The sequence below is a fragment of the Paenibacillus septentrionalis genome (assembly GCF_042659865.1).
Classification (GTDB): Bacteria; Bacillota; Bacilli; order Paenibacillales; family Paenibacillaceae; genus Pristimantibacillus; species Pristimantibacillus septentrionalis.
The window spans coordinates 60,192-85,589 of sequence record NZ_JBHSTE010000001.1 but is presented as its reverse complement, the minus strand read 5'-3'; the positions used below and the strand labels follow the sequence as shown (position 1 = coordinate 85,589).

Sequence of the window (25,398 nt, the reverse complement as noted above, 5' to 3'; positions counted from 1 at the left end):
AGGGATACGATGCAGCAGCATGAGGAAATAGAAGACGAGCTGGTTTTATCGGTAAGCGGAATGAGCTGCTCGGCCTGTGCAACGAGAATCGAACGCAGCTTGTCAAAGCTAGAGCATATCGAGCACGTTGCGGTCAGCTATCCGCTGCGCACAGCCTGGATCAAGGGCGATCCTTCCAAGCTTGATATGGCGAACATCATTGCCAAAATAATAGCGCTTGGCTTCAAAGCCAAGCCATATACCTCCTCGATTGACGAGATGAAGCAGGAAAAGCGCTTGCTGCAAAGGCGTCTGCTGATCGCGATTGTGCTGACCTTGCCGTTGCTTTGCTCGATGGCTGAACATATACCGCTGCTGCATCCGCTTCTCTCGCTGTTGCCTAAGTGGATTTTTGCCCCGTGGCTGCAGCTGCTGCTCGCGACATGTGTGCAATTCATCGTCGGTATTCCCTTTTATATTAGTGCTTATCATGCCATTCGTGAAAAGCTTGCCAATATGGACGTGCTCGTTGTAATCGGGACAACGGCAGCTTATTTATATAGTCATTATGAGGTATTTGCAAATGGGCTGGAGGGACTGCTTCGCTATGCAAGCTTCGATCAGCCGCAGCTCTATTTTGAAACATCAGCCGTTGTCATAACCGTTGTCTTGCTTGGCAAATACATTGAACTGACGGCCTCCCTTCGTCTGCAGGAGCAGCATGAGCCTTTCGCGCAGCTTCAGGTCCAGGAGGTTATTGTTGAGCGCGACGGTCATATTTTCCCGCTCCGCGTTGCTTATGTCGTCCCTGGTGATATTATTCATCAGTCGAATGGACAGGTAATCGGCATCGATGGCATTATTGTGGATGGCGAGGCTTACATTGATGAAGCGCTTCTCACTGGGGAGCAGCAGTTCATCTACAAGACAAGAGGAGACCAGGTATGGGCAGGCACGGTCATTAGTCAGGGCGAGCTGCGCATTCAAGCTACGTCGGCGGGCAATGATACGCTGCTGCAGCGCATTCGCGAGCTGGTCAAGCAGGGGCAGCGCTCGAAAACGAATATCCAGCGGCAGGTTGATGCTGTCGTTCGCTGGTTTGTGCCGCTTATTATTTTGCTGGCTCTAGCTACAGGTGCAATTTGGCTTTTGGCTGGAGCGCAGCAATCTACCGCTGTGCTGAGTACGCTGGCAGTTATGCTTGTCGCATGTCCGTGCGCGCTTGGTCTGGCAGCTCCGATCTCGCTATCCATCGCCAGCAGCAGAATGGTTAAGCACGGTGTTATCGTTAAGGATGCCAGCGTTATCGAAAGGCTGCATCATGTCGATGAAATTATTTTTGATAAAACAGGGACGCTGACAGAAGGCAAGCTTAGCGTCAGTTTTGTCCATAGCTTTTATCGATCAAAGCATCGGCTGCTGTCGATTGCAGCCAGCCTGGAGCAGGTTGCAGAGCATCCGATCGCACAAGCGATTAGAAGCTATGCTGAGGCAAACGAGATCGAGCTGCTAGCGATACATGATGCCAAGCATCAGCTTGGATACGGGGTGATCGGGACAGATGGCAAGCATCGCTATCTGATCGGCAATGAACGATTGCTGGTACGTGAAGGGAAAGTGCTGCAGCCTTATGTTACGCCGATTGTCAATGCCAGACTCCCGCTAGGCGAAACATTGACTTACGTATACGAGGATGATCGCTGCATTGGCCTTATCGGGCTGTCTGATCAAATTAAAAGCACAACCATTCCCGCAATTGCCGAACTGAAACGAATGCATGTAGCGGTCAGCATGGCAACCGGCGATCAGGAGGGAACGGCTTATCGAATTGGCAAGGATACTGGCATCGAGCAGCTTCATGCCAATTTATTGCCCGACCAAAAGCTGGAGCTCGTTAAGCAAAAACAGGAGAGCAAGCGAGTTGTCGCTATGGTAGGGGATGGTTGGAATGATGCGCCTGCGCTGGCTGGCGCACATATCGGCATTGCGATGAGCAATGGAACTGAGGCTGCGCTTCACGCAGGACATATGACGCTGCTTCATTCCCAGCTTACCAGCATCCCGCTTTCGATTCAGATGAGCCGCACGACTGTAAAAAATATTAAGCAGAATTTGATGTTTGCATTAATCTATAACTGCTTTATGCTGCCAGTAGCCGCGCTTGGCTACTTGAAGCCATGGATGGCGGGAGTTGCGATGTCTCTCAGCTCGTTATGTGTCGTGTTCAATGCATTGCTGCTCCATCCACGCTTGAATAAGCTGGAGGGATCGAAGGATGACAATAAGTAGTCTGGTGCTCGTACTCGTAACGGGTCTCATGAGTGCCGCACATTGCATCGGCATGTGCGGTCCAATTGTAACAGCAGTTACGCTGCAATCAAAGCATTCCGCGCTGCTTGCTAATATGCTGTATCATGCAGGGCGTGCCTGCTCCTATACGTTCTTTGGACTCGTGCTAGGCACAATTGGAAGCTTCGTTGAGGTCGCGGGTGCCTGGAGCGGGTTAAAAGGGATCGCCTCGATTATTGGGGGGTGTCTGCTGCTGCTCTGGGTATGGCGGAAAATTCAGGTTCCACAGCTAGAGATTGTCTCGGCTGAGCTGCACGCGCAATTAATTAAGGTCGTTAAATATATAAGGGGCGGCGATCGGTTGTATACGTTCATGACGGGCATTGCCTTCGGATTTATGCCTTGCGGGTTAACCTATGCGATGGGCATGCAAGCGGCAGCAACTGGATCATGGTATGAGGGAGGATTGACGATGCTTGTCTTCTCGCTTGGCACGCTGCCTGCACTTGCGCTTACTGCTTCGATATCAGCTCTTGCCACCAAGCAATGGCGCAGAGCAATGAACAGAATCGGTCATGCGGCAGCCATTGTGATCGGCATCCTGGCGATTATGAAGGGACTGTCAGCCAACGATATTATTCCATCGATTCATCACTGGCTATGGTAAAGCAGGCAGCTATTGTCTGCCAACATCACAACATCAATGAAGTTGATATAACATAAATGAAGATGACATAACGAAAACGCGAGCAGAAATTGTGCTCGCGTTTTTGTTATGTCGACTCAATGTCAAACTGATTCATGAAAAGCTACTCGAGTCCAAGCTGCTCGCGAATCAAATAAAGTCCATTTACAAGCGGTTCGGCTGGATCACGATTCATTAAATGTAACGTAATCAAATACGGAATAGGCATGGCACATACATTGTTGCCTTCCTTAATATCCGGAAAACCAGCTTCCAGAACAGCGCCAGCTTTTTCGTGCATCGCAATGTTCACATACACCTTTTCCGTACTGAATTCTTCACGGACAGATGTAAGGCAATGCGGAATAATATGCTGATCCAATAGCTTTTTGCTTTCCTCTTGGGTTTGAGGCGGTATTGGCAGTGGTTTGCTCACCTGCTCGCTGATCATATCGACGAAAAATGAAGCAAGCCATTGCTGTGCTGTCGCGGCATCCTTATGTTTTTCAAGCATTTCATTAATGAAGAAGCCACATGCGTAGACGTTTTCAGTGCTGTTGTCAGTTAGCTGATAGGCAAACAAAGGCCCGAAGTTCGGATGATTGATTAACTGCCCTTTAACCTGATAGCCTTCGAATTCGATTTGAAGCATTTTAAGAGAACGATTATAGAGCTCGGCGATGAGCTTTTTTGCGTCATCGTTCAGTTGTTCCTTTTTTTCATTGTTTTCATTTGCGTTAGTTGTCATGTTTGCCTCCTTCCCAGTTCATTTGATTCTACCATGTTCTATAGAAATATGAAATTATTACGCTGTTTCAGTGAGACAAGCGTGAAGGTAAAGAATAAATTTGCCAGTTTACTACAAAGTCTATAAACTATTAGGATAAGACATTAGTAATGAAGTGAAGTTGAAAAAAAAAGTGAGGTTTTACAATGGCGGTTGCCACAATATTGATGGTTGACGATGAAACGGAGATCATCAAGTTAATGGAAATTTATTTTACGAATGAAAACTATAGGCTGCTCAAGGCAAGCAATGGGCTAGAGGCGTTAGAGCTGCTCGAAAAAAATGCTGTAGATCTCATCGTTCTGGATGTGATGATGCCGACGATGGACGGGATCGAGGCCTGTATGCGAATACGAGAGAAAAATCATATCCCGATTATTATGCTGTCAGCAAAAAGCCAGGATATCGACAAAATATCAGGACTAAGTGTTGGTGCTGACGATTACGTAACGAAGCCGTTTAGTCCATTGGAGCTTGTTGCGAGAATTAAGGCGCTGCTTCGGCGTGTTAATCACTTTCAGACGACGAGAAAAAAGAACGAGGATGAAATTCGGATAGATGGTCTGGTCATTAATCAGGCCTCTCATGTCGTGACGATCGATGAAAAAATCGTAAAGCTAACTCCTCGTGAATTTGCGATCTTGTTATTGCTTGCTCAGCATGCTGGGAAGGTGTTGAGTATGGATCAAATTTATGAGCAAATATGGCAGGACCCTATTATGGAATCGAAAAATACGGTAATGGTTCATATTCGTAAGCTTAGAGAGAAGCTGGAGACTAATCCACAAAATCCGCGTTACATTAAAACGGTATGGGGCATTGGTTATAAGCTTGAGGGTGAATCCGAGGTGGATCATGATGTCTAGGCGCTGGATGTTATCAATACGCTGGAAGCTGCTACTGGCGATGCTGCTTAGCGCACTGATCACCGGTATTTCTTTATTCGTAACATTTACGCTTGCTTCAAGCTTGATTGAAAGAGAGCCGTACAGCGGACTTATTAAATGGGGGATTAACACACTTGGTTCCACCGTAATTTTAATCATCATAGGAGGAGCTCTGTTTGTAACGTGCTACACCGTATTCACTCGTTCTATAATTGCACAATTGCTGCAGGTACAGGAGGATTTGAAGCAGATAAGCGAAGGCAACTTTCAGCTGAAAGCGCACCGATATTCTCATGATGAGATTGCAGATATTTCCCGTCGCGTCCATACGGCGGCTGATGAGCTGAATCGGTATATTAACGAAATCATTGATGGGCTTCGTTCCATTGCAGATGGAAAACTCGATCATACGATTCCAGTAAAGGAAAATCATAAGCTGGGTGATGTTGCCGAAAGCATTAATCTTATGGCGCAGCAGCTAAAGCAGCTAATCGAGGAAGAGCGAAGGGCAGAGCAAAGTAAAAACGACCTGATTACCGGCGTTTCTCATGATTTGCGAACACCTTTGACCTCGATTCTCGGATTTTTGGAAGTTCTTAAGGATGAGCATTACCGTGATGAAGTTGAGATGATGCATTATGTTGATATTGCATACAGCAAGTCAGAGCATCTTAAGCATTTGATTGATGATTTGTTTGAGTATACACGTATGAATAACGGCATGCCGTTAGCAAGAGAACCGCTGGCGCTGGATGATTTCTTGCATCAGTTGATGGGAGAGTATGAACCTACACTGCAGAAGGCGGGGCTAATGGGGAGATTAATTATTGAGCATCCTCACCTTAGAATAAATGCGGATGGTTCCCTACTCGTTCGAGCGTTTGGCAATATTATTCATAACGCTATGCAATACGGCAAGGAAGGGAAAGTTGTCGATGTCACCTTGCGTCGGGAACATGAGCATGCAACAGTAACGATTGCCAATTATGGTAATCCGATACCTGCAAGCGACTTGCCATTTATTTTTGATCGGTTTTACCGTATAGATAAATCGAGATCGCTCGAGACCGGCGGTACGGGGCTCGGACTAGCGATAGCCAGAAGCATTGTTGAGCTGCACGAAGGGACGATACGAGCGGAAAGTGACTCCTATCGTACCGCCTTCAAGCTGAGCTTCCCCATTGACAATTAGGCCTTGCTAAACCACTTCTATGTACTCAATTAAAAAACGATAGTATTTCTTAAGAAAATGTTAAGAATTCCTAGCCTTCAATGTTAAGTTTTGTCCGCTATACTTAACGAGAACTAAAACACATTGGAGGCGTTATTGTTGAACAGGTTATCCCAATTATTACTATTATTTGCAATGCTAGCACTAGTTTCAGCTTGCACAACTGTCCCTAAAGCAACCGCGAAGCTTGAACCCACTCTCGTACTGAATGGAGTAGAAATTGAAAAAGCTGGCCTAGTGGACAAAAACGACATGATGTATGTGCCCGCAACATTTATTACCGATACACTTGGTGCGACGCTTGAGAAGCCGAAAGATAATGATCTGCACATCGATAACGAGGAACTGGTGGAAGGCGTCTATTATCGCGATCAGGTAGCGGTTTTGATGTATCACGCGATTATGGACGAGCCTACCGATAGCAGTATCATTTCAGCCAAGCAATTCCGCGAGCATATGCAATGGCTGAAGGATGAAGGCTACGTGCCAATTACGATCGAGCAATATGTCGCTTTCCTTCATGAGGGCGAAGAGGTTCCGGACAATGCCGTATTGATTACGTTCGATGATGGCTATGAAAACTTCTATACCTATGCCTTTCCGATTCTAAAGGAATTCGACTTTGCTGCTGTTAACTTTGTAATTGTATCGGGCGTTGATGATCCAAGCCTGCCAGGAATTAAAAAGCTGTCTTGGGATCAGATGCGAGAAATGAAGGAGCACCGCATCGCGTTTCACAATCATACGTATAATATGCATCACTATGCCGCAGTCAATGCAGAAGGAATTGAACAGCCTGTAGCGATTAGCAAGCTGTATGTACCCGAAGAGGGCAGAAGTGAAACAGATGAGGAGTATGTTGCGAGAGTGACAGCGGATCTAGGCAAGGCTGAGCAACGACTGAAGGATGAACTTGGTAATACATTATCGGTCATTGCTTTCCCGTATGGTGCATACAATGATCGTCTTCTTGATTGCTTGGAAGCACTTGGGATTGAGACCTCATTTACAATTCAAAAGGGGATCAACAGTAAGGAAGATAAGCTTGGCTATCGGATTAATGCAGGTCGCTCTGATCAATCTGCAGAGAAGCTGCTTGCAGCGCTGAAGCCAAAGCCGATAGACATTAACGATCATACAATGCTGCTCAATGGCAAGCTAATCGCTTTCTCCAGCATTATAGCGGGAGATGATAATCAGCCAGCGCTTTACCCGCTGCGCGAGGTAAGCAACGAGTTGGGCTTGTTTATTGGATTTAATAAAGAGACGAGAACCGTTACGCTGGCGAATTGAACGACAGACCTATGAACGATAGCCATCTAGACTACAGCACCTCAAACGTGTAATGCAGCTGATGCACCTCATCAGTGTGGCCTTCCAGTTGAAAGGTTGCTGTCGCAACCCATACCCCCTTCATTAATGGCGCAGCCGAGGCGCTATAGTGGAAGGGGGTATCGGCTTTTGCACGGGATGTTACAATGCCGCAATCCATGTGCAGCATTTCAAGCTGAATGGAAGGATTGATCAGCTTGGGAGCGTCAGACTTGTCACCGGGTAGAGTGGATGTAAGCTGCAGCACAAATTCACTGTGCTGCAGGGCATGATGCTCCAATGTAGGCGAGCTGATTGCGATTGTCATATGTTCGAGGGTAATAGATTGAGAGGCTTCGATTGCTGCCGAAGATAGAGAAGGTTTCGACAAGGCTGTGAACAGGATTCCGATTAGAAGCAGCAGAAGGACAAGCAGCAGCAGCGGGGTTGATAGACCCTTCGAGTTTGTTTTTGAATGAGTCATTGCTGTTCATCCTCTCGTCATAGATTCGTCATTTCTAGCTATATGCGCATAAACTTGTTTACTATTCCTCCATAGACACAATGCCAAGGAATGTGTATAGTAATAAAGTACAATTACATAATGTGAGCTTAGGTTCTATACCGATTGCGATTGCAGCTGTATAGATGAAAAGGGAAGCTGGTGCAACTCCAGCACGGACCCGCCACTGTAACGATGGATACGACAGTATCAGGCATGCCATGAGTCACTGGTTGAAAACTGGGAAGACGGCATCGCTGATCATCGAAGTCAGGAGACCTGCCTAAGTTAGTACAAACATATTCCTACGAGGATTTAGGAGGTGTTGGATTGCATAGTTTTGGATCATTTCGTCGAGATGATTCTTTTGCAGCGTCTCCAACATGGGGACGCTTTTTTATTTTGCTGTAGGGTGAGGAACTTCACTACAGGATGCAACTAACAACAGAAAAGAAGGATGAGGAAAAGAGATGAAACAGAAATTTTTGCAATTTATTTTAGTAGCAATATGTGCGATGCTTGTGCTTGCAGGTTGCGGTAATCAAGCGAATTCTGGAAATGAGCCAACCCCAACTAATGTTGTGGAGGAAACGAATACACCAGAAGCTAGCGAACCTGCTGATTCGAATGAAGCATCTGATCTAGAGACAGAGTATCCGTTAACGGTTACTGATATTACAGGTACAGAGGTTGTCCTTGAAGAACAACCTGATGCAGTTGTATCGCTTGTACCAAGTGAAACAGAAATTTTATTTGCAGTAGGTGCTGGCGAGCTGGTAGTTGGCGTCGATGAATACAGCAATTACCCAGCTGAAACTGCTGATATCGCGAAAGTTGGCGATATGAATACGAATATTGAAGCTGTTACTGCACTGAATCCAGATGTGGTGTTTGCCAGCAATTCTATGAACGGTGCGGCGATTGAAAAGCTTCGTGAGCTTGGTCTTGTCGTATACGTTTCAGATCCATTGACGTATGACGAAACCGTTGCTCATATTGAGCAGGTTGGCGTATTATTAAATAAGCAGGAAGATGCAAATGCTGTTGCTGATCATATGAAGCAAGTGAAGGCGGATATCGAGGAAAAGGTTGCTGCGGTAGACAAGCGCAGCGTATACTTGGAGTTTTCGCCAGGCTGGACTGTGGGCAGCGGAGTATTTTTAGATGATCTAGTTAATATCGCAGGCGGAAGTAATGTTGCGGCTGGACAAGCTGGCTGGTTTGAAATTGATAGTGAGGCAGTAATTGCGCAAAACCCTGAAGTCATTATTTATCCTGATTTTGGAGAGGAAGAAAGCTCCATTCTTGCTGGTATTATGAGCAGACCAGGCTGGGATGTGGTCAATGCTGTACAAAACAATAGAATGGTTATGGTTGACAATGACCCGCTTGTTCGCGTTGGTCCTCGCTTAGTGAACGGCCTTGAGGATATCGCTGCAGCCATTCATCCGGAGCTGTTTAATTAACATATGAGAAGAAAAATGATCGCTTACGGAGGAGCAGCCATGCTCCTTCTTTTTGTAATAATCGTGATTTCGCTATCACTTGGTTCATCGGGCATCTCGATTGTGGATGTATGGCGTATATTGTGGCTCAGTCTGCCTTTTAATGATGAAGCGACCCTGCATTACAGTGCTGGGGAGGTTGCGATCGTAACGCAAATTCGCTTGTCGCGCGTTTTGCTCGCTGCGCTAGTTGGTGCTTGTCTGGCTCTTGCTGGCGTTGGCTTTCAAGGTGTGCTGCGCAATCCGCTAGCTGATCCATATACGCTGGGCGTAGCATCTGGAAGCTCGGTCGGTGCGGCATTTGTTATTCTTATGGGCTATCAGATGCTGCTTGGACTGTGGACGATTCCGCTTGTTGCATTCACAACGGGGATCGTTACGCTGCTCGCTGTCATTGGACTTGCGAGATATAAGGGAACGATGCAAATCCAGACGCTTGTACTGGCAGGTGTTATTATTCAATCCTTTCTAGGCTCTTTCGTGTCTCTTATGGTTGCGATGTCTAACGGTGTTGTCAACGAAATCTTATTCTGGATTATGGGCTCCATCGCGATGAAAAACTGGGAGCATGCTGCGCTATTGCTTCCTTTCGTGTTTATTGCGCTGCCTATTCTAATGTACTATAGCCGCACATTGAACCTGTTCACCTTAGGTGAACGTGAAGCGTCCTATATGGGGGTCGATGTAGAGCGTAGCAAGCTGGTTGTATTGGTACTGTGCACGCTGCTGACAGCAGCGGCAGTATCGGTGTCAGGCGTGATTGGATTTGTCGGTCTTGTCGTGCCTCATTTGCTGCGATTAATGGTTGGGCCTGATTATCGTTTATTAGTCCCATTGTCTGCTGTTGGCGGTGCGATTTATATGATTATGGCGGATACGACTGCAAGACTTGTATTAAGTCCGAGAGAACTGCCGCTTGGCGTTGTGACCGCGCTGATCGGTGCTCCGATCTTTACCTACTTGCTAGTCAAGCGCAATAAGAGAGAGGGAGGAGTAGATTCCTTATGATTAAGGTTAATGAGCTTTCCTTTCGCTATGGTGAGCGAGTCATTTTAGATCGATTCAGCTATTCATTTGAGAAAAATCGATTTTATGGCATTATCGGACCTAATGGCACAGGAAAATCTACCCTGCTTCAGCTTATTGCAGGCGTGCTCACACCAGCAGCGGGCTCGGTTTCCTTTGAAGGCGTTCCACTTCCCCGTATTCCGCGCAAGCAGCTTGCGCAGCGAATTGCGGTGCTGCAGCAGGGAGGCTTGCCTGCTTTAGGCTTTACGGTACGCGAGGTTGTCGCGATGGGGCGTTATCCGTACCAGAACTGGCTAGGCTCAGAGAAGAACGATTTCGAGAAGCTGATTGATGACGCGCTGCAATTGACGGGGCTGACGCATTTGGCTAATCGGACGCTTGAGCAGTTAAGCGGCGGAGAACGACAGCGGGCGGCACTTGCTAAAGTATTCGTGCAGCAGCCTGATGTCATCCTGCTGGATGAGCCAACGACGTACCTGGATATCGGCTATCAGCAAATGATTATGGAGCTCGTTCAACAGTGGCAGCGTGAGAAGAAGCTGCTCGTTGTTGCGGTGCTGCATGATCTTAATGCAGCCGCATTGTACTGCGATGAGCTAATCGCGCTCGACAACGGCAAGCTGCTGGCAGCAGGATCGGCAAAAACGGTGCTGACGAGCGCTCATATCGCAGAGCTGTATGATGCGCATACCGTTATCATTACGCATCCTGAGCAGGATGTACCGCAGCTGTTGCTGCAGCCCAATAAGGAGAGATGATGAATCATATGGAATGGACCGAACAGCAATTACAGCTTTATATCCAAGAAATCCAAATGCCAAGCCAGGCACATGCAGAGGCTGCACAGCAGCATAGTGACCAGCTTACGAAGCCTCCTGGAAGCTTGGGCAAGCTGGAGCTCGTTGCGTCTCAGCTTGCTGCGATAACGGGGGAGCTGTGGCCGGATATGTCGAAGCGCACCGTTGTCATCATGGCTGGCGATCATGGTGTGTGTGAAGAGGGAGTAAGTGCATTTCCTTCTAGCGTAACCCCGCAAATGGTATATAATTTTCTTAATGGCGGCGCTGCTGTCAATGTGCTTGCCAGAGCCGCACATGCAGACGTTGTCTGTGTCGATATCGGAGTTGCAGCTAAGCTTGAGCATGAAGGTCTCGTCTCACGCAAGGTGATGCTTGGGACGAACAATATGGTAAAGGGTGCGGCCATGACGCGTGAGCAGGCGATCCAAGGCATTGCAGTAGGCATCACGCTTGCTGAAGACCTCTATGCCAAAGGAACGCGTATGTTTGCTACTGGCGAAATGGGCATTGGCAATACGACAGCAAGCGCTGCAATTGTATCAGTGATGACGGGCTTAACGGTCAAGCAGGCTGCGGGAAGAGGCACAGGCATTCATGACAGCATGCTGCAGCATAAAATTTCCGTAATTGAAAAAGCGATAACGCTTAATCATCCGAGCAGCAGTGATCCGCTAGACGTATTGAGCAAGGTGGGCGGAATGGAGATCGCTGGCTTGGTAGGCGTGATCATTGGAGCGGCAAAGCTGCGCTGTCCTGTCGTGCTCGATGGTTATATTTCAACTGCCGCGGCGCTACTAGCAGCAGCTCTCGCACCAATAAGCAAGGGCTATATGATCGCATCTCATCAATCGCAGGAGCCGGGACATATTCATGCGCTATCTGCGCTTGGACTCGCGCCATGTATTCAGCTTGATCTTCGAGTTGGTGAAGGAACAGGAGCTGTGCTGTGCTTCCACTTTATTGATGCAGCGCTAAAGCTCATGCAAGAAATGGCTACATTTGCAAGTGCGGGTGTAGATGGACGTACGGATACATAGACACGTAAATGGAAGAAGGGAAGCTAGACGTGGCAATTTTCGTAACAGGCGGCGCACGCAGCGGCAAAAGTCATTTTGCCGAGCAGCTTGCGCAAAAAAAGTATAGCAGTGGCATATATATCGCTACATCCGAAGCGTTGGATGAAGAAATGACTGCTCGGATTACGAAGCATCAAGCAGATCGCAAGCACAGCGGATTTCCGTGGGAAACACTGGAGGTTCCATTAAAGCTTGGCGACTGCCTCCGTGAGCTCCGCAGCTTGGGAGACTCGAAGATGCAGCAGCGTGTTGTCCTCGTAGACTGTCTCACCCTGTGGCTCAGCAATTGCTTTTTCGCGCTTGATGTGGAGCTTAACGGCACCGATCGGCTGCATGAAATGACCAGAGAGCTGGCCGAGGAAATTGCACGTTATCCTTATCCGTTAATAATCGTCAGTAATGAGGTCGGCGATGGTATTGTGCCGATGGATGCCTTAAGCCGTCAATATCGCGATGAAGCGGGACGTTTGAATCAGTTGATTGCGAAGCAATGTGAACAGGTATTTCTAGTTACAGCGGGCATTCCCGTTGACTTGAAGAAGCTGGAATTTCGCTGGGAGGAGCTATGATCCTCTACAGCATGCAGGAGCTGCTGCTGATGATTGCAGCAGCAATTATTATCGATTGGATCATCGGCGATCCCAAGTGGCCTACACATCCTGTCATCCTTATCGGTCGCTGGATCAAGTGGCTGGAGGGGCGACTGAGGCAGCGTGACGATTCGTTATCAGATCGCAGTCGATTGCTTAGAGGCTGCGTGCTAGCGATCAGCACATTGGCTGTAAGCACGTGCGTCATGCTTGCACTTGTCAAGATTAGTGGCTGGATTCATCCATGGCTTGGTTATGCGGTCAATACATGGTTTATCTCGACGACGATTGCCGTCAAAGGGTTGAAGGATGCCGCTATGCTTGTGTACAATCCACTTGTACAAGGCAAGCTGGAGAAGGCTAGAACCTATATTGGTTATATTGTAAGCCGTGACAAGGAAACGATGGATGAGCCTGAGATCACGAGGGCTGCGGTGGAGACGGTGTCGGAGAACATTGTCGATGCGTTTGTTTCACCTATCTTTTGGGCTTTACTAGGGGCGGCTCCGCTGGCGATGTGCTATCGGGCAGCCAACACGCTTGATTCAATGGTAGGCTATCGAAATGAAAAATATGAGTATTTTGGCAAATGCTCTGCTAGAATAGATGATATGATGAATTTTGTACCTGCTCGCATAACGGGAATATGTATTGTACTCGTAGCTTGGGTAACACCAGGACTTCATGCCAAGCGAGCAATCTCCTCCATCACCCATTTTGCCAGCAAGCATCCTAGCCCGAACAGCGGCATTCCAGAAGCTGCGGTTGCAGGTGCGCTAGGTATTCAGCTAGGAGGTCGAAATCGCTACTTCGGGGTATGGCATGATCGCGCTATAATGGGCTGGGAGATCGAGGCTTTGAAGGCGGACCATATTAAGAAAAGCGTGCGGGTACTATATGGTGTATCGATACTCATTTGGATCGGAGTGATGTTAGGGTGGCTACTGTTGAGCGCGACCAAGTGAAGGAATACGGTCTTGCATGTATCGCTGCGTTTCAATTTCTAACCCGGATTCCTATACCGATTGAGGTATCCTTTGACAAGCAGACGCTTCAGCGAAGTGTCTTGTTTTTCCCAGTTGTCGGTGTTGTGCTTGGTGTCATTGTTAGCGGAATGGCAGCATTGCTGGCTTATGTTGCACCTCCCTCTATCGCGGCAGTGTTAACACTGGCGTTGTGGGTGTTTCTTACAGGCGGTTTGCATCTGGATGGATTGATGGACACGGCAGATGGCGTGCTTAGTGGCCGCAGCCGAGAGCAAATGCTTGACATTATGAAGGACAGCAGAGTTGGAGCGTTCGGTGTGCTTGCTGCATGCTTTGTCCTATTGCTGAAATTCGCTGGATTACAGTATCTATTTCAGCAGCATATCGAGCAGCAATTAAGTATAACCTGGCTGTTGCTCGCAATCGGCGCGGCAACTACGTGGAGCCGGTGGTGGATGGTCATCAGCATATCAAGCTGGAAGCCTGCGCGGCCAAGCGGTTTAGGGGAATTATTTAATGGCGTTAAGCTTAATCATGTCAGCATTGCAACGGCGATCTCGCTTTTTATTTATTTAATGGCATTAATGATCTACGTTAGCACAACTGGCGGTAATTTGTATTATGTGTGGTTATCCTTGCTGATTCCAGTCTGTACGGCGATTGTCGGTTGGTTAATTGCCAAATGGCTGAAGCGCAAACTGGGCGGATTGACTGGCGACACATACGGGGCAATGAACGAAATTGTTGAGGCGCTTAATGTAACGCTAGTCGTTGTTTTTATTTATACGATTTTATAGCAGACGGCTGGTAGTCGCTATGAAAGAGCAATGAACTAATCTAGGACGGAACAATGTCGATCAACATATAAAACGATGAAATGTGCATGCGCAATAATACGCTGCACATTTTTTTGATAAAAGGAGAATACGATATGCTTGAGAAATACGGACATGGCGGCGACCTTCGATCTGCCTCTGAGCTGTTTGGTATAGCGGAGGGCGAGCTGCTTGATTATAGCTCCAATATGAATCCGCACGGCCCGCCAGCATCATTTAAAACGATTATTGAGCGGTATTGGCATGATATTATTCATTATCCAGACCCGGTGCAGCGTGATGTCATAGCCGCGATTGCGAGCCGTCATCAACTAGCACATGAGCAGATTATTGTTGGCAACGGCGCTGCTGAGCTCATTGATTTGGTCGTTCGCTATATCAAACCAAGTAAAGCGGCAATTATCGTTCCTTCGTTTGTAGAATATGAGCAGGCCATTGTGAAGGCTGGCTGTGAGCTTGTTACGATTGAAACATCTGAAGCGACACAATTCATGCCAACTAGAGAGCAGCTTTCCCGTGTGATTGATGAATGCTCTCCGCTCCTGTATCTGCTTGGCTACCCGAACAATCCTACAGGTACGCTGCTGCCAATTGAGCAGCTGCTAAAGCTGCTAGACTCTGGAGCATATGTCGTCGTGGATGAGGCCTTTCTTGATTTTCATCCTGACGAGGATCGTCTCACGATGTTTCAGTGGCTTAATCGTTATGAGCGTTTATTCGTGATCCGTTCGATGACGAAGTTTTATGCGATTCCAGGCATTAGGCTTGGTTATATGGCTGGTGCAAACCAGCATATACAAGCGATGAAGCAGCTGCAATCGCCATGGAGCGTAAATTCGCTGGCACAAAAGCTGGGAGCTGCTGCTTTTGATGAGACGGCATATATCGCAAAGACGAAAGCTTGGCTGGTTGAAGAGATAAGCTGGCTGACAGGCGAGCTAGAGCAGCTCGGTTTACAGCCGCATCGTACGGTAACGAACTATATGCTTGTTAGACTGACAGAGCAGATTAACGTCAATAGCAAGCAGTTGCAGCAGGAGATGGGCATGTATGGTGTCTTGATACGGGATGCCTCTACCTTCCGCGGCTTAACGGACCGTTATATAAGACTAGCGATCAAGGATCGGACGAGCAATAAGAAGCTGCTGCACATTTTAGAGCAGATATTGAAGCGCCATCGAAGGGAAGGTTGGCAAGGATGAGCAGTTTATATAGGTTTAATAACGAAACAGCTCCGCTTAATGCCGTCCAGCCGTTTCGCAGCGGAGGCAAGCACTACCGATCGGCTTGCATCCAAGATGTGGATGTGCATTACGAGGAACCCAGCATTATAATGAAAAGTAACCAGCTATGGGAAGTGCTAAGCAATGCCGTTCATCAAGGCGGGCTGGTCAAGGCGAACACGGCAGTCAATGTTCGAGTCCCCTTGACGTATGAAAGCGAGGAGCCGCAGCATGATTTTATGCGCTTCTTGCACAATCGCCAGCTGAGCCCAGCGCATACAACCGGTTTTATGACAGCAGCCAAGCTGTCTCATGCTGCATGCTGCGATTATGCAGCGGAGGATTTCTCGCTGTTGGCGATTGCTACCGCGGGAACGTCCAATGCAGCACGTGCTGGGTTGGAGCGTGATACATATCCTGGCTACCATGCAGGGACCATTAATCTATTTCTATGGATAGATGGAAGAATGAGTCAGGCCGCAATGGTCAATGCTATGATGACGGCGACTGAAGCGAAATGCGCTGCGCTTGCGGATGTCGGAGTGATGGATTCTGTGCATGATCTAGTCGCTACAGGCACGACAACGGATGCGGTATGTTTGGCGGTTAGCCAATCTGCACGTTATATGCATGAGCATGCCTATGCAGGCACTGCGACAACGCTAGGCTGCCAGCTTGCTAGGTTAGTATATGCAGTGATCTATAAGGCGGTATATACACAGCAACATGACTAAGCATCAAGGAGAGTACGATGAAACAAAAACTACTTGCATTTGCAACCATTGTTAGCTGCTCGGCAGTATTGGCAATGGCGCCAATTGCCGAAAGAGCAGTAGAAGCTGCGGCAACGAAAACGTCTCAGGTTATCTTTTATTTGGACCAGAAGGAAGCTTACCGCAATGGCGAGCTTGTTGTGCTTGACTCGCCAGCAACGGCTATTGCAGGGAAATCATACTTGCCTGCCAAATTTCTCGGAGATTCATTCGGAATGAAGGTTTCCTACGACAGCCAGACGAAAAATGTAACGCTAATTTCCGATCAGGTGCATATCGTGTTTGACATTGCAGGCAATACGATTACGGTTAATGATGAAAAAATGTCTAATGACAATATTGCTCGAATAATAAACGGCAGAATTATGGTACAGCTAACATGGCTGTGCGACTATATGGGTGCTTCTTATACGTACACGCCTGCACAAAAAAAGGTGATGGTCACGTATGTACCGAAAGCCGAGGAAAATATTGATGAAGCATTAGGCTCAGCACCTGTTGCCAAGTTTTCGGTGGATAAAGCTTCCTATGCAATCGGCGAAACGATTACGTATACGAATTTAAGCTATGACCCTGATTCTGAGGGTGTATCGCTATCGTGGACTAACAAGCAGGATGCATTTTTTACACCAGGCGAGCACCAGGTTAGTCTGGTGGCAATCGATCGCAATGGCAATAAAAGTGAGCCTTATACGAGAACGATTATGGTAACGGACAAGGTGTTGTTTGAGGAATTTGAATATGGCGTATATACGAGTGGGCCCGGCGGCTATATTAAAGCGACTGACGAGTTGTTCAACGCATCTGTTCTATCGATCCCAGAAGCAAGCAAAACGGTTCAGTATGCCACTGATCGCAAGCTGCTGGTAAGCGATAGTCCTGAGATCATTACGAAGCAGGGAATTCTCTATGAGGACAGCATCAATGGCAAGGCTCGCCTCTATGCGAATCATGTTAATGAATCTGGTCAGTCGATGGAGTTTGCGATACTGGCAACGAATAATACGACGAAGCCGATTACGCTTAAAACAACGAACCAAGGCGAGGTATATCCGTCCAAGTATGCGATGCTGCTTGGCAGTGAAGCGGTAATTGACTTTCTGATGTACAACCAGGTGAATGAAGCCTTTACGGTTGCCCCGGGTGAAACGATTGTATACCGCCAGTTCCCGACGTTTCGTAATGGGTATGGCATGAACACCGTGTATGATGTTGAATCGTCGGGCGAGCTGCTTGTATCGTTTGTTGCTGCAAGCAAAATTGATCGATCAGCACTTGCGTTGCCGAAGCTTGCTTACAATGGGCATGTGCGCGGCAGCTTCAGTCAATCTGATATTACATGGACAGTAGATCCAAGCAAGCAGGGCAAAACCCGCGTGCAGAGATTAGTGATAGGTGACGGAACGAGTGATCCGTTTATTAAGGGCTACGATCCGCTTCGCAAGGAGCAGACAACGCTATCAGGCAACTATGGTGCTGTATATCATATGACGATCAAGAAGCCGGGCAATATGGCCATTATGGTAATGGCGCGCGGCGGTCAATTTAAGGGAGCGTTCAAGGTGAATGGACAATTTGTCCGCGTTCCGGCATCAGGTGTTCTGACGCCATTTGACGGTCTCGTTACAATTGCCAAAACAAAGGAAAGCGATGAGCAGGTGACGATTGAATTCAGTCCGCCAGCAGGCTCTTCCTTCCCGTTGAATCTTATTCTTTATCCGCTTGATGCGAGAGTGAAGCAGCTTCAATAGTGAATGATCAAGACGATTTGTCTTAGTAGAATGTTGAATTCGCAACGTTTTGTAGAGAACTGCTAGCCGCAGTTCTCTATTTTTCTTTTGCAATGCTTCTCTACTCTTTGGTTATGGATTATAGTAGAATGGATGTATTGTGCGTACTGTAATAGATAGGGGGATAAACAATGGAAAATACGTTGCTATGGGTCGTTGGATATGTGCTTTTTCTGAACATTTATTTGTACTGGCTAATGGGAAAGGACAAGGATGCCGCTAAGAAAAACTTGCCTCGCATTCCAGAACGGCATTTTTTTCTGTTTAGTATTTTAGGCGGCGCGACAGGCGCTTACCTGGGCATGCAGGCGCATCGTCATAAAACCCAGCACCGTAAATTCAAGATTGGTTTGCCGATTATAATTGCTGTTCAGGTGCTGCTGGCTGTATGTATCATTGTAGTGTTGTCAATTTAATAGCAGGAGTGTTATAGAATGGATTTGCGAATGCAATATTTGTCTTTTTTCGTTATTCAATCTGAAACGGAAAAAGGAGCAGGCAGCTTTAAATCGTTTAAGCATTTTCAGACGATGGACGGAGAGGAATATGAAGAAAGTGCGTTAAAGGAGTTTCTGGACGAGGAATTTATAAAAATTATTAAGCGAAAAGCCGAACGGCATCCAAACACACCTAATCCGCCTACGAAGGTCGGGATGTTTATTGTGGAGCCAGGCTATGAGCTTGACAGCAATCCGAATTACAATTTGTTTCAGCGCATCCGAGAAGCGGGAGACAAGGAGCGCTTCCATAGCTTAAGTGATGAGATGATTCGCATCTATATGGATACCTCTGCAGTGCGTGGTGGGGCTTTTATTGTCGCGCAGGCTACGCTTAATACGTTTTTTGATGAGCCGTTCTTATTTTTGCTTAAATGTGATTTTGAGCCGAAAATCGCACGAATTTCGGATGAGAAAAGCTTGATCTCACAGGTAGAAATGGCGATTAGTGCACGCAGCATTAAAAGTATTCAGTACCCTCATATGGAGCAGGATGGTATGATGGAGCGTTGGGAGCTGAAAATTCATCAAGCTTCCCATGCGCGCTACTTTGAGGATTTCTTGAAATATGTTAGCTATGAGAAGCCAATTCCTGAGGTGATGAGCGAGCAGGTTGTGGAAATGGTTCATCAGTTCATGGAGACGAAGTGGCAGGAGACAGAAAGCACGGAGCGTGCTGAGCAGGAAAATGCGATTGAGGTATGGGCTGCCAGTGAAAAACGCGAGCTTCAGGAATGGTGGAGTCAAGAGCAGGTTGAGGAAGCGAACTACAGCTTGATTCAGCAGAAGGAAGATCTGCAAATGAGCTTTAAGCTTGGTAGTGTTACGGTGAAAGGGCTATTGTCTGATTTTGGTTTGAGTGTGCATCTGGCTAAGCATAATGGTCGTTATGTTGCGGTTATTGAAGGCGATGCGATTCAATTTGAAAAGGGGATGTCTCCGATCGAGCTGCTGTCTCCGCCTGAGCTTGAGGAACTGTTACCCGTAATTGGAACGAAGAGTCTGGAGCGAGAGCCAGCTATTGACCAGGAGAATCCACATGCTTATCTTGAGCGTGCTCAAGCTGAGGTGGCTGCTGATGATGAAGGTGAAGCTCAAGTGATTCAGCGTGAGGATGATTCGCCGCCCTGGTAACGGTTGAGGTAACGTTGCGTATTGGCAAGAGACGTGGCAACTGCTAGGCAAAATGTGAATATTTTGAGTGGTAAGAGGCAAGCTAAGTCGGTATATTGACTTGAGAGGGGATCTAACGATGTACGTGAACCTTATGCTATTCGTCTTGCTATTAGTCCTTACCGCCTTCTTTGTTGCTACGGAATTTTCAATTATTCGCGTTCGTTCCAGCCGCGTGCATCAGCTAATGGATGAAAATGTGAAAAATGCAAAGTCGCTAGAGGAAGTTACGACTCATTTGGATGGCTACTTATCGGCTTGTCAGCTAGGGATCACGATTACAGCGCTTGGTTTGGGCTGGCTAGGCGAGCCTACGATTGCCAAGCTGCTTCATCCTTTGTTTGAATACATCTCAATTACGAAGGAAATGAAGGATATTACGGCATTTCTTGTTGCGTTCCTGCTTGTAACGTATTTGCATGTTGTGCTAGGGGAGCTAGCGCCTAAAACGATAGCGATTGTCAAATCAGAACAGGTGGCGCTCAAGCTGTCGCCGTTCATTATTTTTTTCCATAAGATTGCCTTTCCCTTTATATGGCTGTTGAACGGCTCTGCCAATGCCCTTGTCGGAATGTTCGGCTATAAGTATGAGTCCGAGACAGAAGCGCATAGTGAGGAAGAGATCAAATTAATTTTGAACGACAGCTATGAAAGTGGAAAAATCAATTCGAGCGAGCTCGGATATATGAACCGAATCTTTGAATTTGACACGAGGCTGGCACGCGATATTATGGTCCCTCGAACGGATATGGTTTGTATATATGTAGAAAATTCAAGGCAAGAAAATATCGATACCATCATGCAGGAGCGCTATACTCGGTTCCCTGTTGCACATGGACACAAGGATAACATTATTGGAATTTTGAATACAAAGTCATATTTGTTTCATGTGATGGGCAAGGATGAATCAGAAGGGGAGCAAGATGTTCGCAGCTTAATGCAGCCGGTTATTGCGGTGCCGGATACGATACCGATTCGCAAGCTGCTGACAAAAATGCAGGGCGAACAGCTTCATATGGCGATTCTGCTCGACGAATACGGTGGTACGTCAGGCCTTATTACGATAGAGGATATTATCGAGGAAATCGTAGGTGAAATCCGCGATGAATTCGATACCGATGAAAAAATGGAAATCGACCGAATCGATGAATGGCGCTTTCTCGTTGAAGGTCGCGCTTTAATTTCCGATGTGAACGAGATGACAGGCTTAGAATTAGAGGGCGGGGAGACACATACGATTGGCGGCTGGCTATACCAGCTGCAGCCGAATTTGGAGCAAGATGTAGAGTGGGCTTATGATTCTGCAACCTTTATTATTCGCGAGCGAGATGAAAATCGGATTCGCAGTATTGAAATTATTGTTGACGCACAAGATGAGGAAATGTCTGGGCTCGGTCATGCATAGAATAGAGAAAGGACAAGTAGCAATCTTTCTCATTCTATAACAGAGTAGGAGCGTGTGATCGTGTTTGATATTATTTCAGCCATTATTATGGGGATTGTTGAGGGCTTAACGGAATTTTTGCCGGTATCCTCAACAGGACACTTAATTTTAACGGCGCATTTGTTAGGTTTTGAAGGGGAGCGTGCCAAAACGTTCGAGGTTGTGATTCAGTTTGGCGCGGTGTTAGCGGTGCTTGTACTGTATTTCAAAACCTTTACAAAGATTTTAACGTTCAGACTTGGAAACGGCATTAATTTTCTTCATGTGCTAATAGCGATGCTTCCTGCTGGTATTGTTGGTGTGCTGGCACACTCTCTAATTAAGCAGTATTTATTTGGACCGCAGACAGTACTAGTTGGTCTGGTGCTAGGTGCGATCCTTATGATTGTTGCCGATCGCAGCAAGATCACAATCACTTCGGAGGAAATGAACGATATTACGTACAAGCAGGCCTTTATTATTGGCTGCTTTCAAATTTTGGCGCTATGGCCAGGCTTCTCACGCTCGGGTTCAACGATCTCTGGCGGGATGCTGGCAGGTACAAGTCAAAAGGCGGCAGCAGAGTTTACGTTCATTATCTCCGTACCAATTATGGGCGGTGCTAGTTTGCTTGACCTGATAGATAATCGTGCAGGGCTGACAGGCGAGGATTTGCCGCTGTTTTTGATTGGCCTATGTGCTTCCTTCGTAGTCGGCATGCTTGCGGTAGTCACCTTCGTCAATCTGATGAAGAAGCTGCGCTTGTCCTGGTTTGCGTATTATCGCTTTGCGCTTGCGGCAGTCTTTTTCTTTATTTTACTTTAGGACACTGTCTCTTCATGATTCAAAGTTCTTTCAGATCTATAGTCACTAGCTTCACTCATAAAAGCAGCAGCTTGTTACGAACAGGCTGCTGCTTTTTACATGCGTATTGATGTATCTATGGCTTGGACGCTGACTTCTGCATAGCGCCTTCCCAAAAGATATGAATCGTCTGTTCAACCATCTCCTGAAGCGGCAAGGCCTTAAGCTTCAAATGGTTTTTCATCGTTAAAATCGCTGTAAAGAGATGAGCCAATAGTAAAGGCTGATGCACGGCATTAATCTCGCCGCGCTCGATTGCTTGTTCAAATGCCTCGATCAGCGCCTGTTCTAGCTTACCTTCGGCATCTCGAATCTGTTGAATTTGTTCCTCGCTTAAATCTTTTGCAGCATCCCGCATCATCGTCTCAAAATCAAGGTGAGCGTTGCTCATTTGCTTAAAGGCAATCTCAGTTAAACGCTCCTTTAACGGAATCGGCTTCTGCAGAATCGATATCGTTGCAGTATAGGCAATATGCATTACATAACTCAAGCATTCAGTGAATAGAGTAGATTTATTGCTGAAATAGTAGTAGACGCTTGCTTTTGTAATGCCGCATTTTTGCGCAACAAGCTCAAGCGATACTTTATCATATCCTATCTCCATAAATAAATAGGAGGCAGTACGCAGAATATTAATTTTTGTTTCAGATTGCTCAAGTTTCGGTCTGCCTGGTTTTCTCTTCGTTGGCTGTGTCGGTTGTTTCATGTATGACTGTATCCTTTCATAAATTATTCATAATTACAGGATTGATTAATATACCTACCAGTATATATAATTAATTTACCGAACGGTATATATAAATAATGGTTTAATGAAATGGAGGAGTTTACATGCTTCAACGATTGGCTGCTGTCTTTACTGGAAAGATAAGCAGATGGGTTACGCTAGCCGTATGGATTGCACTAGCGATGCTACTAACCTTCGCCTTGCCAAGCGCTAATGAAAATGTACAAAACAATGCAGAAAATCTTCCTGATGCTTCTCCATCCATTGCAGCTGATCATATGCTGCAGCAATATTTCCCTGATTCCTCAGGCGTTCCTGCATTACTTGTGTTGCAGCGGGAAGGTGGACTAACGGATACCGATCTGCAAGCGATTCAAGCACTAACGGAGCAGCTGACGAATCAGACGCTTCCAGCACAGGAATCGGTAATTCCGCTTCACCTTATGCCTCCAGTAGCACTGCAGAGCATTATCTCGGAGGATGGCAGCACCATCCTGGTTCCAATTGCCTTCGCACAGGAAACGGAAACAGATGTGCTGAAAGAGAATTTAAGCTTTATTAAGGGCTGGCTGCAAGAGCACACGGGCAGCGATATATTCGCTGCTGATATTGGTGACGGCTTGACGGCTCGCTTTACGGGACCAGTCGGAATTGCAGTTGATGCAACGGATCTGTTTCTGGATGCGGATATCATTCTGTTGATTGCAACCGTACTGCTCGTGCTGTTATTGCTGTTGATGATTTATCGTTCGCCCTTACTTGCTATTATACCATTAATTGGCGTTGGATTTGCTTATCTGGTCACAAGTCCAATACTAGGCTGGATGGCAGCTCAAGGGTGGATCTCGATTGATTCGCAATCAATCAGTATTATGACGGTGCTGCTATTTGGGGCAGGTACCGATTATTGCTTGTTCCTCATTACGCGTTATCGCGATGAGCTTATGCATGAACGGGGCACTAGATCAGCGCTTATTCAGGCATTCAAAGGATCATCAGGTGCGATTGCAATGAGCGGATTTACAGTTGTCATTGCGCTGCTTGCATTGCTGCTTGCGCAGTATGGCTCCAGCCATCGGTTCGCGATTCCGTTTTCACTGTCCATTTTTATTATGGGTCTTGCTAGCTTGACGCTTGTTCCAGCGTTGTTAGCGATACTTGGTCGCGCTTCCTTCTATCCGTTCGTGCCTCGAACCGAGGAGATGGAGCGTGAACGCGCGGCAAGATTGAACCGACCAGTGAAGCCTCGCCAGGAAGCGCACAAGCTGTGGAAAAAAATTGGCGGCTTCGTAACAGAAAAGCCATGGACGGTTATTGTTACGAGTATGATTGTGTTGCTTACTCTTGGTGCATTTGCAACGCAAACACAGTATAAGTACGATCTCCTCTCCTCCTTCCCGGCGGATATGGAATCTCGCGAAGGATTCAAGCTGATAGGAGAGGCTTACAGCCAAGGAGAGCTTGCTCCGCTTACGGTCATTACGAAGGGACTGGATGAAGCAGCGCTGCAAAGCACGATTGAGCTCGTTAAGGACGATGCGCTTGTCGATCATGTGACGGAAGCAACCGTTAGCGCGATTGATGCAAGCTACAGCAGCTTTAAGATTGTGCTTGAGATCGATCCGTATTCCCTTGAGGCAATGGATTATATCGGCACGTTGCAGCAGCAGCTGGATAGCATAGCAGGCGATAGCTCGTACTGGATCGCTGGTCAAACCTCTGAGCAATATGATACACAGCAGCTCACGATACGCGACAATGTGATCATTATGCCAACTGTTGTCGTATTGATTGTTCTGCTGCTGCTTGTGTACCTGCGTTCCATCATTGCTACGATCTATCTGGTCGTAACGGTATTGATTTCGTTTGCGGCCTCGCTTGGGCTAGGATGGATCATATTGCATGTTGGACTTGGCTATGATGCGATTCAAGCGGCAATTCCGCTATATGCGTTCGTATTTCTTATTGCGCTCGGCGAGGACTACAATATCTTTATGATTTCAGGGATATGGAAAAAGGCAAAGCATATGCCGCTTAAGCAGGCTATTCGAGAGGGCGTAGGAGAGACAGGCGCGGTCATTAGCAGCGCGGGATTAATTTTGGCGGGAACGTTTTTTGTATTATGTCAAATGCCTATTACGATTCTCGTTCAATTCGGCGTGATTACAGGGATCGGCGTTTTGATTGATACATTTATCGTTAGACCGTTTCTTGTGCCCGCTATTACGCAAGTATGTGGACGCTGGGCGTTCTGGCCAAGCAAGCTTAAGCTGCAGGCTGAAAAACGGAGTGAGCAATAACCAAAGTGTAAAATTGATATGGAATTATAATCGTATACGACGTCCAAATTAAATTTGATAGGAGCTGAGGGCGTACTAATTCGAAGCTTTGAATGGAAAATATTGAGCATGTAACCTTTTGCCCCTTCTTCTCGT

23 protein-coding genes and 1 riboswitch are annotated in these 25,398 nt (G+C 46.9%); of the genes, 20 read left to right on the top strand and 3 right to left on the bottom strand.

Annotated features, from left to right (window positions below; translation table 11 throughout):
- Window positions 1-9: 9 nt before the first annotated feature.
- Window positions 10-2,268 (top strand): heavy metal translocating P-type ATPase, encoded by a 2,259-nt coding sequence (locus ACFP56_RS00410; RefSeq protein ID WP_379229901.1) that lies wholly within the window; start codon window positions 10-12, stop codon window positions 2,266-2,268.
- Window positions 2,255-2,935, top strand: a complete 681-nt coding sequence (locus ACFP56_RS00405) for a sulfite exporter TauE/SafE family protein (protein ID WP_379229899.1) — start codon at window positions 2,255-2,257, stop codon at window positions 2,933-2,935. Before ACFP56_RS00410 ends, ACFP56_RS00405 begins: the two co-directional genes overlap by 14 nt.
- A gap of 142 nt (window positions 2,936-3,077) precedes the next feature.
- Here the strand turns inward: ACFP56_RS00405 and ACFP56_RS00400 are convergent, their stop codons facing one another.
- On the bottom strand, window positions 3,078-3,701 hold the full coding sequence (locus tag ACFP56_RS00400) for a hypothetical protein (RefSeq protein WP_379229897.1): 624 nt from the start codon (window positions 3,699-3,701) through the stop codon (window positions 3,078-3,080).
- 185 nt (window positions 3,702-3,886) lie between these two features.
- Between ACFP56_RS00400 and ACFP56_RS00395 the strand changes: the two genes are divergently transcribed.
- The 3 genes from ACFP56_RS00395 to ACFP56_RS00385 all read left to right on the top strand — a co-directional run bounded on the left by ACFP56_RS00395 (window position 3,887) and on the right by ACFP56_RS00385 (window position 7,151).
- Entirely contained in the window at window positions 3,887-4,606 is a 720-nt protein-coding gene (locus ACFP56_RS00395) for a response regulator transcription factor (RefSeq protein ID WP_379229895.1), read from the top strand.
- The gene (locus ACFP56_RS00390; RefSeq protein WP_379229892.1) at window positions 4,599-5,819 is read left to right on the top strand and encodes a sensor histidine kinase; all 1,221 of its coding nucleotides are present in this window, start codon (window positions 4,599-4,601) and stop codon (window positions 5,817-5,819) included. Before ACFP56_RS00395 ends, ACFP56_RS00390 begins: the two co-directional genes overlap by 8 nt.
- Window positions 5,820-5,957: 138 nt before the next feature.
- A complete protein-coding gene (locus ACFP56_RS00385; RefSeq protein WP_379229890.1) occupies window positions 5,958-7,151 on the top strand; it encodes a polysaccharide deacetylase family protein in 1,194 nt (397 codons plus the stop codon).
- Between the two features lie 31 nt (window positions 7,152-7,182).
- Here the strand turns inward: ACFP56_RS00385 and ACFP56_RS00380 are convergent, their stop codons facing one another.
- Window positions 7,183-7,653: a hypothetical protein gene (locus ACFP56_RS00380; protein ID WP_379229888.1), complete on the bottom strand. Its 471-nt coding sequence runs from the start codon at window positions 7,651-7,653 to the stop codon at window positions 7,183-7,185.
- Window positions 7,654-7,766: 113 nt separating this feature from the next.
- Window positions 7,767-7,972, top strand: a riboswitch (cobalamin riboswitch).
- Between the two features lie 169 nt (window positions 7,973-8,141).
- On the opposite strand from ACFP56_RS00380, the gene ACFP56_RS00375 reads away from it, so the two are divergent.
- The 14 genes from ACFP56_RS00375 (at window position 8,142) to ACFP56_RS00310 (ending at window position 22,197) form a co-directional block, all read left to right on the top strand.
- Window positions 8,142-9,137 carry an ABC transporter substrate-binding protein gene (locus tag ACFP56_RS00375; RefSeq protein WP_379229886.1) on the top strand — a complete coding sequence of 332 codons (996 nt, stop codon included), beginning with the start codon at window positions 8,142-8,144 and terminating at the stop codon, window positions 9,135-9,137.
- Window positions 9,138-9,140: 3 nt separating this feature from the next.
- On the top strand, window positions 9,141-10,184 hold the full coding sequence (locus ACFP56_RS00370) for a FecCD family ABC transporter permease (RefSeq protein ID WP_379229883.1): 1,044 nt from the start codon (window positions 9,141-9,143) through the stop codon (window positions 10,182-10,184).
- Window positions 10,181-10,963, top strand: coding sequence for an ABC transporter ATP-binding protein (locus ACFP56_RS00365; RefSeq protein ID WP_379229880.1), 783 nt, complete (start codon window positions 10,181-10,183; stop codon window positions 10,961-10,963). Before ACFP56_RS00370 ends, ACFP56_RS00365 begins: the two co-directional genes overlap by 4 nt.
- Before the next feature lie 8 nt (window positions 10,964-10,971).
- Window positions 10,972-12,042, top strand: a complete 1,071-nt coding sequence (cobT, locus tag ACFP56_RS00360; protein ID WP_379231716.1) for a nicotinate-nucleotide--dimethylbenzimidazole phosphoribosyltransferase — start codon at window positions 10,972-10,974, stop codon at window positions 12,040-12,042.
- Window positions 12,043-12,071: 29 nt separating this feature from the next.
- Window positions 12,072-12,650 carry a bifunctional adenosylcobinamide kinase/adenosylcobinamide-phosphate guanylyltransferase gene (cobU, locus tag ACFP56_RS00355; protein WP_379229878.1) on the top strand — a complete coding sequence of 193 codons (579 nt, stop codon included), beginning with the start codon at window positions 12,072-12,074 and terminating at the stop codon, window positions 12,648-12,650.
- Window positions 12,647-13,636, top strand: coding sequence for an adenosylcobinamide-phosphate synthase CbiB (gene cbiB / locus ACFP56_RS00350; protein WP_379229876.1), 990 nt, complete (start codon window positions 12,647-12,649; stop codon window positions 13,634-13,636). The genes cobU and cbiB overlap by 4 nt, the downstream gene beginning before the upstream one ends.
- On the top strand, window positions 13,609-14,454 hold the full coding sequence (cobS, locus tag ACFP56_RS00345; protein WP_379229873.1) for an adenosylcobinamide-GDP ribazoletransferase: 846 nt from the start codon (window positions 13,609-13,611) through the stop codon (window positions 14,452-14,454). The genes cbiB and cobS overlap by 28 nt, the downstream gene beginning before the upstream one ends.
- Before the next feature lie 134 nt (window positions 14,455-14,588).
- Complete coding sequence (gene cobD, locus ACFP56_RS00340; protein WP_379229871.1) at window positions 14,589-15,695, top strand: threonine-phosphate decarboxylase CobD; 1,107 nt, start codon at window positions 14,589-14,591, stop codon at window positions 15,693-15,695.
- Window positions 15,692-16,450, top strand: coding sequence for an adenosylcobinamide amidohydrolase (locus tag ACFP56_RS00335; protein WP_379229868.1), 759 nt, complete (start codon window positions 15,692-15,694; stop codon window positions 16,448-16,450). Before cobD ends, ACFP56_RS00335 begins: the two co-directional genes overlap by 4 nt.
- Before the next feature lie 17 nt (window positions 16,451-16,467).
- On the top strand, window positions 16,468-18,240 hold the full coding sequence (locus ACFP56_RS00330; RefSeq protein ID WP_379229866.1) for a stalk domain-containing protein: 1,773 nt from the start codon (window positions 16,468-16,470) through the stop codon (window positions 18,238-18,240).
- 170 nt (window positions 18,241-18,410) lie between these two features.
- A complete protein-coding gene (locus ACFP56_RS00325; RefSeq protein WP_379229864.1) occupies window positions 18,411-18,695 on the top strand; it encodes a DUF1294 domain-containing protein in 285 nt (94 codons plus the stop codon).
- An 18-nt stretch (window positions 18,696-18,713) separates the two neighbouring features.
- Entirely contained in the window at window positions 18,714-19,910 is a 1,197-nt protein-coding gene (locus ACFP56_RS00320) for a DUF3900 domain-containing protein (RefSeq protein WP_379229861.1), read from the top strand.
- A gap of 118 nt (window positions 19,911-20,028) precedes the next feature.
- A complete protein-coding gene (locus tag ACFP56_RS00315; protein ID WP_379229859.1) occupies window positions 20,029-21,354 on the top strand; it encodes a hemolysin family protein in 1,326 nt (441 codons plus the stop codon).
- Window positions 21,355-21,414: 60 nt separating this feature from the next.
- Window positions 21,415-22,197: an undecaprenyl-diphosphate phosphatase gene (locus ACFP56_RS00310; protein ID WP_379229857.1), complete on the top strand. Its 783-nt coding sequence runs from the start codon at window positions 21,415-21,417 to the stop codon at window positions 22,195-22,197.
- Window positions 22,198-22,312: 115 nt separating this feature from the next.
- On the opposite strand, the gene ACFP56_RS00305 is transcribed toward ACFP56_RS00310, so the two are convergent.
- A complete protein-coding gene (locus tag ACFP56_RS00305) occupies window positions 22,313-22,942 on the bottom strand; it encodes a TetR/AcrR family transcriptional regulator (protein WP_379229855.1) in 630 nt (209 codons plus the stop codon).
- A gap of 125 nt (window positions 22,943-23,067) precedes the next feature.
- Between ACFP56_RS00305 and ACFP56_RS00300 the strand changes: the two genes are divergently transcribed.
- Window positions 23,068-25,263, top strand: coding sequence for an MMPL family transporter (locus ACFP56_RS00300; protein ID WP_379229853.1), 2,196 nt, complete (start codon window positions 23,068-23,070; stop codon window positions 25,261-25,263).
- Window positions 25,264-25,398 lie beyond the last annotated feature (135 nt).